Genomic DNA, 10,964 nt, shown 5'->3' on the forward strand with positions numbered 1-10,964 from the left:
AATAACAAAGCCCTGAACAGTTATGATGGCAACAAAAAAGTAAAAGGGATTAAACGCCATGTCATCGTAGATAAAAATGGTTTTTTAGTTGCTGTAATGGTAACAGTAGCTCATATTCATGACAGTAAAGCCGTCATGCTGATGATGCGGGTATTGAAAGAAATGCTAAGAAGTATTAAAGAGATCATAGCTGACGGCGGGTACCGCGGCGAGATCATCGAACAGGTAAAGAAAAGATTTGGTTATCTTATTGAGGTAGTTATGCGTTCAGATGATAAGAAAACCGAATTTACGCCTGTCCATAAAAGATGGGTGGTCGAAAGAACATTTGCCTGGTTCGACAATGACAGAAGACGATGCAGGAACTATGAACTCTTGCTTGAATCTTCCGAAAACATGGTCAAACTTGCCGCTATATAATTATTATTGAACAAAATTTAAACAGGCTCTAAATCGTCATTACTTCCTTGCCAGCAATAACAAACTCGTTATGTAGCTATAAAATTAATATTTAATTTATTACCGTCTGATAAAATACGGGAATAGATAGTTCGTATGGATAACCGGTGATCTGATCGTTTTTGGCGGATTTTCGGAAGCGCTCTAAAAATTCGTTTAAGGCTATTCCAGGTTATAGGAGTTCAATCCTGTAAGGATTTTAGCACTTTTCCTCTAACAGCCTGATTTACCTTCCGTTTGAGTAGATCGTGCTATTTTTGATAGTTGTTAAAGGTGCGGACGGATATAAAACCGGTGGCCTTCCCTAAAAACGTTTGCAACTATAACAGAAATTCGTTTTCTTTAGAAAAAATGTTACAATTTTAATACTGACCTGCTATTTATAGTATAAACCCAAATGTCCGAAAAGAAAAAATTCACCATTGAGTACGAGATCAAGTCATCTCCACGTATCCTGTTTTCATTCTTAAGCGAGCCCAACGGCTTGTCTCAATGGTTTGCAGATGAGGTTAATATCCGGGATCATGTTTATACTTTTACCTGGGACGACGAATCACAAAAAGCCAAACTTTGCTCGGTTAAAGAAAATAAATCGGTACGTTTTAAATGGCTTGACGATGATGCCCAGTATTATTTTGAAATGGAGATCATACAGGATGAGCTTACCAACGATGTAGCCCTGGCCATTACCGACTTTGCCACCGAAGATACCATTGCCGAACGTAAACAGATCTGGGATAACTCTATCAGTTACCTCATCAGCGTATTAGGGGCCTGATAAAACTTTATTTTAGCTAATTTTGTACGCCAAAACAGGATTTGCACGTTAATGAATTTAACAGTGCCGGTACCCTGCTTTGCACCGTAGTTCAAATAGCACAAATGAAAAAGATTCACCTTTTACTCCTTAAATCATTTATAAGGCCTTTTTTGGTTACGCTTTTCATTGTAATGTTTGTGCTGCTGATGCTGTTTTTGTTCAAATACATCGACGATTTGATTGGCAAGGGCTTTGCATGGTACACTATTCTGGAGCTGATGCTCTACAACTCGGCAACCAACGTGGCAATGGCGCTTCCCCTTTCGGTGCTGCTCTCCACCATCATGACCTACGGCTCCCTTGGCGAAAATTATGAACTGGTGGCCATCAAAGCGGCCGGCATTTCCCTGCGCCGCGCCATGTACCCCATGATTGTGGTAGTTACCATACTAAGCGTGGCTGCTTTCTTTTTTTCGGATTATATGCTGCCGGTGGCCAACCTCAAATACTTTTCGCTGCTGTATGATGCCCGTAAACAAAAATCGGCCGATCTGCTGCCCGAAGGGGTATTCAGCACCAGCTTTCCTGGTTATACCATCCGTGTAAAACGCAAAGATCCTGATGGCCAGCGTTTGTACGATATCATGATCTATCAGAAAGCGCCTAACGATAATAACACCACTGTTATCCTGGCCCGCGAGGGCACCATGTTCCGTACCATGGGCGATAAATACCTGGTGCTGAAACTGAAGGACGGTGTGCGCTACGAAGAGGCTCCGGGCCAAAATGCCAGCTACAATACCCGGCAGATGTTGTACCGCCAGCGTTTTAAAGAAACAGAAACTAAGTTCGATCTTTCTGCCTTTAAAATAGCGCGTACGGATGAAAGCGAGTTTAAATCGGCATCGCAAATGATGGATATCAAGCAGCTAACCCATCATATCGATTCGGCCCAGCATTCGGTTGATAGTGTGGCTGCCTCTAATTATAAGGCGGTTTTATCCTATATCAAATATTATTCAATACCAACACAATCAAAAACGGTTAAGCAGTATATCAGTTATGATGCTGGCAAGGGTTCGTTACAGGGCCTCAAAACACCCGAGCAGCAAATGGCACTCAATACTGCCTCGTCGGAAGTGCGCGCCATTAAAGACTTCATCAAAAACCGGGCTGATATCTACCGGAACGATTCTGAAAGTATCCGCCGTTATTTTGTGGAGTATCAAAAAAAGTATAACCTTTCGGTAGCCTGCCTGGTGTTGTTTTTAATAGGCGCCCCGCTCGGCTCCATTATCCGCAAAGGCGGTTTAGGTTTGCCGGTGGTGGTTTCGGTAGTGTTTTTCCTTATTTATTACATCATCACAACCATAGGCGAAAAAGCGGTTAAAGGCGGTGAAATCAATAACTACCTGGGCATGTGGATCTCTATCATCACACTGCTGCCTATCGGCCTGTTTCTTTCGTACAAAGCTGCTACAGATTCGGCCTTATTTGATATGGAGGTGTACAAACGTTTTGTAAACCGGATAACGCAAAAGTTTAAACCCAAGGCAACCCGGCACCTGCATTAACGGTAGCAACTATAAACAAACCTGTAGTATGCGGCGGCAATCATTTTACACAAAGCCGACCCAAGTGATGTTATTAAGCGCTAAATTTGATAGAAATTAATACGGTGCCAGATGGTACCTTTCAACAATAAGTACATAATGCTAAACACCATACAAGAAGCGATCAGCGAGCTTAAAGCCGGTAAAACCATTATCGTTGTAGATGATGAAGATCGTGAAAACGAGGGCGATTTTTTAACCTCGGCCCGCAACGGCACCCCCGAAACCATCAACTTTATGGTTAAACATGGCCGCGGTTTGGTTTGCGCGCCCATTACTGCCGAAAGGGCCAAACAGCTTGAACTGTTACCCATGGTAAGCCATAATACCACGTCGCACGAAACCAATTTTACAGTTTCGGTAGATTTGCTTGGGCATGGCTGCACTACAGGCATCTCGGCTTCCGACAGGTCAAAAACTACCCTGGCGCTCATTGATCCGGCTACACGGCCGGAGGACCTGGGCAGGCCTGGTCATATTTTTCCGTTAATAGCAAAAGATGGCGGCGTACTGCGCCGTGCAGGCCACACCGAGGCAGCCATTGACCTGGCTATACTGGCCGGCCATGAACCCGCAGGCGTAATCTGCGAAATCATGAACGAAGATGGTGAAATGGCCCGCCTGCCCGACCTGTTGCAGATCGCTAAAGATTTCGGCCTGAAGATCATCTCTATAAAGGATCTCATCGCTTACCGCCTCGTGCACGAATCGATGGTGAAACGCGATGTGACTGTTAAAATGCCAACTGAATGGGGCGATTTTGAAATGACTGCCTATACCCAGCTTGATACCGGCGAAAACCACCTCGCCCTGGTTAAAGGTACATGGGACACTGATGAACCCGTTTTGGTACGGGTACACAGCTCTTGCATGACGGGCGATATTTTTGGTTCGTGCCGCTGCGATTGCGGCCCGCAACTGCATAAAGCCATGGAAATGATCAGCAAAGAAGGCAAGGGCGCTATTGTGTACATGAACCAGGAAGGCCGCGGTATTGGCATTATCAATAAGCTGAGGGCTTACCAGCTGCAGGAAAACGGTTATGATACGGTAGATGCTAATTTAAAGCTTGGCTTCCCGATGGATCAGCGTGACTACGGCATCGGTGCGCAGATACTGCGTGATTTGGGTATTACCAAAATGCGCCTGATGAGCAATAACCCCAAAAAACGCGCCGGCCTGATAGGCTATGGCCTGGAGGTTATTGAAAACGTGCCTATTGAAATTGCCGCGAACCCCCACAATGAGGCCTACCTTCGCACCAAACGCGACAGGATGGACCACGCCATTATGCGCGATCATTAACCCTCCATTGCTACGAATAAAAAAAGCCCCGCTGTCTGTATCTGGCAACGGGGCTTTTTTATGGTTACTTTATATTACTGATCGTCGTCCTCATCTGGTTTTACCACAGGGGTTGAAGTATTGCTGTTGGGTACCGGTGTTGGGGTAACCGGGGCGGTTTTACGCCTGCCCTGCCTGAAAATATTGCGGATAAATTCGCCGAAAGTATCAAAATCTCGCTGGTACACCAAACCTACACCATTTACATACTGGGTGAGCGATGCATCGGTTAAGCTACTCAGCGTAACGTTGTTTAATGCCCGGTACGAATATCGGGCGGTTAGGTTACCATCCCGGCGAATTTTGTATAGCACCTCAAAATCCCGCGTAAGCGTATTAAATTTCTGGTTAAACAGGTTGTTGCTGTTATTATTGAACAAATCGTTAGAGCCGTTATTACTATACAAGCTGCCGCTAAAGGATAAGCGGTTGTCATAAAAACGCGCTGCAATGCTGGCATCACTAAACGACCGGATATTTAAATCGAAGTTGCGGATGTTTGATTGCGCAATCAGGTTGTTCAGCTTGTTAAACGCGAACTCGCTCGCCGCCTCGCCGGCAGTTCCTAATACCTGGTTGGTTAAATCGTTGCTGTTAGCCGTAAAATTACGCCGTACTATGATGCTGATAGCCTGCTGGCTGCGGTTATTGGCATCGGCAAGGTAAGTTGCAAGGTCATCCTTAACAGATGGGTCTGTAGGAAAGTTGAAATCAAAATCAATGGTTGGTTGTAACAATGATTTGGTCAGGATCAGTTCGGCCTGCACCAGCGTTTGCTGGCCTGCAGATGGTGCCTGTAAACCCGCGGCCGCGTAAAGCGGCGCTTTGGTGGTACGAACCTCGTATAGTGCACGCAGGTTAATTTCTGCGTTGGATGGGTTACCCGTCCACCTGATGGTGCCGCCCTGGCTTACGGTAAAGTTTTTGCTGATAAAATTCTTGGCCGTAAACTCAAACTTGCCTGATGATATCAGATAATCGCCATACATTTCAAAATCGCCCAGGCTGTTAATATTCAGTTTCAGGTTATGCGCAACACCGCTTCCTTCCAGCCTGCCATAATCAGTGGCTATCCGCACAGTGGTTTGCTCGTCGGCACTCAAATCAAAATTAAGGGTAACACCATTAAATGCCTTTTCTTTAGGCGCAACCTTCGCCGTATCGCTATGGCTCACAAAGGTGATAAAATCATAATTGGTGGCCGTTGACGAGGTATTGAGCGGGATGTTAAACACCGTACCGGCATTGGTGCTGGCGGTGATATCAATTTTCATGTTATCAACCGGCCCCTTAAAACTAAAGGTACCTGTACCATAGGCTGTACCGTAATACAGGTGGTTATCTTTAAAAGTAGTGTTGAGGGCCATCAGGTTGTTGGCTTTCAGCGTAACATCGATATCGGGGTTGGAGAGGTTATTCAAGTTCACGGTGCCATTTGCCGTGCCGGTACCCTTCTTGATGTCGTGCAGCACCATATCCTTTATAGAGATCACACTGTTGTTAACATCAAGCTTGTTATTAACCGTATAGGCTGTTTTTAAATAGTTAACGGTAAGGCCGGTATTGATCAACGTGATGTTGCCGTTTAGCTGCGGGTTTGAGAGCTTTCCCGTAAGTTTTAAATCGGTAGAGATATGACCTTTAAGGTTTGATACCAGATCCTTTACAAAAGGCTCAAATATAATAGCCTCTGTCTGGTTCATCTTTACATCAAAATCCAGGTTGTTATCAACGCTATCGCGTGAAAAATAGTACGAACCGCCTATATTCATGGTTTCCAAACCGCGGTTAAGGATATTCATGTTAATATTGGCCTGCTTGCGGTCGTTACCCAAAGTTGATACCAGCTTTACATTGCCTACCAGGGTTTTGTTCATGATCAGCGAATCGATGGTGAGGTGCGAGTCAACTCCCGGCGATTTCAGAACCGATGTGGTTTTGATATCCCCGTTAAGGTACCCCTGTAAAAATATGCCCGATGTTTTGGTAAGCTGGTTAAGCGTATGCATGTTGAATTTACTGAAGGTAAGCTTCAACTCATCTGCAGGGTTATCAGATATAAAACCATTGATAAATACTTTTTGCGGCCCGTTTGAAAGCTCAAAGCCCGAAACCTGCGTTTTACCATCCAGCAGGCGGATGCGTACCTTATCTGCAATTTTCCATTTCTCTTTCTCCAGGATCACATCCGATGGCAACAGCGCCAGCTTGGCGGTGGTATCACGGCCAAATTCAACCAGGCCGTACAAATCCAGCTGGTTTACCGCGTTTTTATCCGAAAGTTTGATGTTGAAGTTGAGGCTATCGTGTTTCAAAAAGTTGGTGATGTTGATATCCTTAATAAAAAGACTATCGGTGATATCGATCCTTTTGAGCGAAAGGTTTACGCCCAGCAGATCATCGGTAGTGTTTTCATCTAAAATAACATCATGAAACACCGTTTTGCCGTACTTAAGGGTTTTGATATAGCCGGATAGCGTTGCCGTTTTGTTGTCCGAGTCAAATTGTCCTACCAGGTTACCCTGTTCGGGAATTTTAATATCGGGCGCGAAAATAGCCAGCAACGGATCGAGGTTTTTGAGTGTGAGGTTAAAATCAAACTTCTCGGGTTTTGGCGGCACAATGGTAGTTTTGATAGATGGGATATATTTTTTTACGATAGTTTTAAAATACGACGGTAAGGTAGCCAGATCGTATTTTCCTTTAATGCCGCCATCAGCGAAATCCGAACGTAGGATAATTGCCCGGTTGGTGCCCTGCCCCACAGCGGAGAGGTATAGTGAATCAACCACGTAATTATGCGTGGTGTTCACTATCCTGGCCGGCGAAAACAGGATTTCGCCCTCCAGGTCATGCAGATCATTGCCCCTGAATTTGGTTTTTAGCTGAGTGCTGATGTTTAAAGTATCTTTGCTGAATCCGAGTTTATTAAGATTGGCGTCTTTGATATCGGCAACCAGATCATAAGTTGGCAATGCCGGGTTTAGGTTTGCTTTCCCTTTTAAATCCAGCTTGATATTGCGGTCGTTAACGGTAATATGCGCATTGGCCAGCTGCCTGATAAATGTACCTTTAACTTTAAGATTGTTATAGGTGTATTTGTTGTAGGTAACATTAGCTATCCTGGCATCCACATCTTCAACCAGTGTTTTTATTTCGTCGCCGCTGCCATTTACGTTGGCGGCAAAGGTAGCCCTGCCAAGATCATGCTCATCAATCAGCGTGCCCAGGTCAAAGGCATAGGCATTGATGCGGCCGCTATAGCTCGGGCGATCGTTTTTATCAATTTTGAGGTTGATATCCGAGTCGAAACGGCCCAGCGCGGTTTTGAAAACCCCATAGGCCACAAAATCATTTTGCGAACCGGTAAACCTGCCGCTAAAATTGAAGTTGCCGAATTTTGAAACAACGGAGGGCGCTTTATTGGTAGCATCGCCCGAGAACCGGCCAATCAGGTAATCGAGATCTTTTTTATTGGATGCTACCTGGTCAAATTTCAGCTCAAGAAAGGCGTTATCCCAATCTGTAAGGTTGTGCAATTTAAAATCGCCCTTTAAAAATGTGGCCTGCCCGCCGGTAATGGTTACGTGTTTGGCGTTAAGATTATTTACGATGCCTTTAGCCTGCCCGTCGATACCCAGGTCGAAACTTACTTTTTCGAGCGCGCCGGTAAAGTAGGCAATATCTGATGATGAAATGCGCGACGATTTAAAGTTGGCATCCATATGTACCTTATTTTCAAAGTCGTCGAAATCATCAAACGATTTAAACTTCATCCAGAAAAAATCCTTCAAATCAGAACGCGGTGTTTGGATAGCCAGCCTGTTCAGCTTGATCTGGTTGGTATCTACAATTGCATCAGATGAGAAATGTTTAACAGTAAACCCACTCTTTTCGTGCAGGCTCAGGCTTTGGATATTGCCCTTAAACAGGTGGTTCTTCAAATCCATGCCCAATATCACGGTGCTGAAGTGCTGCACATCCAGATCGTTAAAATTAACACCAGCCATCACCGTATCGCGCAGGTGGTTTTTATAACGAAAATGGAAGTTATTGATGGCGATCCTGTCGAAGTTTAGCGTCCATGGCTTGCTTTCGGGCTTTTTGGTGGTATCGCCCGAATTAAAGTAATCAATAATGAACTTAAGGTTGGTAGTACTGTCCTTTTGTTTTTTCAGGTAGAAGGAACCGTTATCCAGTTCGATATTTGAGAAATTGATGGTACGCTTTTTAATGCTGCTAAACAGGTAAAAATCCTTAATATCAACAGCCAGCTTTGGCGTACTTAAAATAGTGTCCTGTTGCTTATCGATGATATATAGCCCCTCAATAACTACCGAGCTAAATGGCCTTAAATAAAGGGTGCTGATACCTACTTTGGTATGCAGCTCGCCGGCCAGGTAGGCCGCAGCTTTTTTTGCCGCCCAGGTTTGCACCGGTTTAAACTGGAACGTAAGTAAAAGTATGCTCAGTGTCAATAAAATGAACAATAGCAGGCCGAGGAATATATTGAGTACTTTTTTAATAACTTTGCGGTTTAATTAGCGAGTTAATGAATAAGTGATTTAGCGATTTCAATACTATCCCTTTACAATTTTATCGGTAGATAGTTTGCCGCTAATTAATAAATCACTAATTCACTAACTCAATAAATCAATAATTAATATAAAACGTGCCCGTAATATTAGCAATCGAATCATCATGTGATGAAACCTCGGCTTCGGTTTGTGCCGATGGCGCGATCCTGAGCAATGTTATTGCCAATCAAACCATCCACGAAGCTTACGGAGGTGTTGTTCCCGAGCTGGCCTCGAGGGTTCATCAACAAAATATTGTTCCGGCTGTGCAACAGGCCTTAGCAAAGGCAAAAGTAAGCAAAAATGATATTGATGCGGTAGCTTTTACGCGCGGCCCCGGACTTTTAGGTTCACTTTTGGTAGGCGTATCCTTTGCCAAAGCCTTCGCGCTGGCTAAACAGATCCCCCTTATCGAAATTAATCATATGCAGGCCCATATCCTGGCCCATTTTATTGCCGAAAAAAAACCGTCGTTCCCCTTTCTCTGCCTTACCGTATCGGGCGGGCATACGCAGATTGTATTGGTAAAAGACTATTTTGATATGGAGATTGTTGGCCAAACGCTTGACGATGCCGCCGGCGAGGCCATGGATAAAACCAGCAAAATTTTAGGCCTGCCCTATCCCGGCGGTCCGCTCATTGATAAATACGCGCGCCAGGGCAACCCGGCGGCTTACCATTTCCCTGAACCGCAGATTCCCGGTTATGATTTCAGCTTTAGCGGTTTAAAAACCTCTATCCTGTATTTTATCCGCGATAACGTAGCGCAGAATCCTGATTTCATTCAGCAGCACCTGCCGGATATTTGCGCTTCGGTAGAGAAACGCATCGCCACCATTTTGCTTAACAAACTGCAAAAAGCGGCAAACGCATACGGAATTAAAGATGTAGCTTTGGCGGGTGGTGTATCGGCCAATACCGGTTTGAGGTTAGCCCTGCAGGAAATGGCCGAAAAGAACGGATGGAACAGCTTTATCCCCAAAATGGAATACTGTACCGATAATGCCGCTATGATTGCGATAGCCGGTTACCATAAATACCTTAAAGGGGAATTTGTTGGGCAGGATGTAGCACCGATGGCAAGGATGGCATTTTAGGCGCCCCACGGCCCCCTGAAGGGGGAGGCAGAGAGCGCATAGTTAATAAGATTAATCATTAATAACAAACTAACATTTCCCCTTTAGGGGGGGTAGGGGGCAACATGAACGCAGCGGGATATATATTTTACATCATTTTTGTTATACCGCTTATTGCGGCTATGGTTTGGCTTATGCGCCAGGACAAAAAGAGGGGAAAAATAGGATTAGTTGTTTTAGCGGTTTTGGTTGTAGGTGTTTTGATTTACGTGTACTTAAACCGCGTGGCTTTGAATGGAATAAAGCCGTAATAAACATATTTATAAGAGCCGTCATTGCCTTCCATCAGGGAAAACCCTAAAAAAATGTAGCGACGTGTTTTCGATTTAAGATTTTGCCTAATAAAACAGGGCAAATTGCACACCCCGCAAATCCCTTCGGCCGAACAAAACCCGCTTGCGAGTTGGGATTGTCACCTTTGTAAAACATTAAAGGGAAACTCCTGCTGGCCGACTGGTGGTTTAACACGCTTTTAAGCTTAGACTTTTTAAAATGACAGAGTTTGCCCTGTTTATAACAGAAAATATGGGCAAAACTGCATACTTGAATCCGGAAAATTAAAGTGGCGATGATCAACCAAGGTCATTGTAGAAATATATCCGCACGGAAAACGGACATTAATGGTGCCCAATGGCTGCATCAGTTGCTTACTCATGGTCTTTTACGGGAATCGCTTGAGTCCAAAAGGTAAGAAAGATTGCCCGTCTGCAAAAAGAAGCTCATGACGTAGTTGGTTGGTTTTTTAAAAATATCTTAACGTGAGTTCGGTTTAAGCAGCTAATAAAAGCTGGTCGTCATTTTCTTGAAATATAATATTAAGGGAAGGTTTTTAGGGAAGAAATGGTAAGCGCAAAGCACGCCCATAGTGTTCATCAGAAAGTTATTCACGGATCTGTGCCTGGTGTGCTGAAGTTTGCAGATGTTCTTTAGCTCATCGTTTACACATTCAATGATAGCCCTTTTTCTGAGCATTATTTTATCGGCCTGAGAGATGTTAAAGTCTTTCATGTTTTTACGGGGTTTAGTAATCATCTGTATACCATTTCCCCAAAGCAGGTCGGCCAAAGCTTTGGAT

Annotated in this window: 6 protein-coding genes and 1 pseudogene; 5 read left to right on the top strand and 2 right to left on the bottom strand. The window is 44.4% G+C overall.

Annotated elements, in window-relative coordinates:
• The 4 genes from LX99_RS25100 to LX99_RS25115 all read left to right on the top strand — a co-directional run.
• Window positions 1-420, top strand: a 420-nt coding sequence (locus tag LX99_RS25100; RefSeq protein WP_211319097.1) for a transposase, incomplete at its 5' end; no start/stop codon positions are given.
• A 436-nt stretch (window positions 421-856) separates the two neighbouring features.
• Window positions 857-1,237 carry an START-like domain-containing protein gene (locus tag LX99_RS25105; RefSeq protein ID WP_109611074.1) on the top strand — a complete coding sequence of 127 codons (381 nt, stop codon included), beginning with the start codon at window positions 857-859 and terminating at the stop codon, window positions 1,235-1,237.
• A 104-nt stretch (window positions 1,238-1,341) separates the two neighbouring features.
• Window positions 1,342-2,793 carry an LptF/LptG family permease gene (locus LX99_RS25110; RefSeq protein ID WP_109611076.1) on the top strand — a complete coding sequence of 484 codons (1,452 nt, stop codon included), beginning with the start codon at window positions 1,342-1,344 and terminating at the stop codon, window positions 2,791-2,793.
• A 138-nt stretch (window positions 2,794-2,931) separates the two neighbouring features.
• On the top strand, window positions 2,932-4,137 hold the full coding sequence (locus LX99_RS25115) for a bifunctional 3,4-dihydroxy-2-butanone-4-phosphate synthase/GTP cyclohydrolase II (RefSeq protein WP_109611089.1): 1,206 nt from the start codon (window positions 2,932-2,934) through the stop codon (window positions 4,135-4,137).
• 74 nt (window positions 4,138-4,211) lie between these two features.
• Here the strand turns inward: LX99_RS25115 and LX99_RS25120 are convergent, their stop codons facing one another.
• Complete coding sequence (locus LX99_RS25120) at window positions 4,212-8,654, bottom strand: translocation/assembly module TamB domain-containing protein (protein WP_109611080.1); 4,443 nt, start codon at window positions 8,652-8,654, stop codon at window positions 4,212-4,214.
• Between the two features lie 194 nt (window positions 8,655-8,848).
• Here LX99_RS25120 and tsaD point away from each other — a divergent pair, with 194 nt between their 5' ends.
• Window positions 8,849-9,850, top strand: a complete 1,002-nt coding sequence (tsaD, locus tag LX99_RS25125) for a tRNA (adenosine(37)-N6)-threonylcarbamoyltransferase complex transferase subunit TsaD (protein ID WP_022830069.1) — start codon at window positions 8,849-8,851, stop codon at window positions 9,848-9,850.
• A gap of 808 nt (window positions 9,851-10,658) precedes the next feature.
• On the opposite strand, the pseudogene LX99_RS25135 reads toward tsaD, so the two are convergent.
• Window positions 10,659-10,964, bottom strand: a pseudogene (locus LX99_RS25135) (transposase); the annotation flags it as partial.

Origin of the sequence: Mucilaginibacter oryzae, from assembly GCF_003148845.1 — a bacterium.
GTDB lineage: Bacteria > Bacteroidota > Bacteroidia > Sphingobacteriales > Sphingobacteriaceae > Mucilaginibacter > Mucilaginibacter oryzae.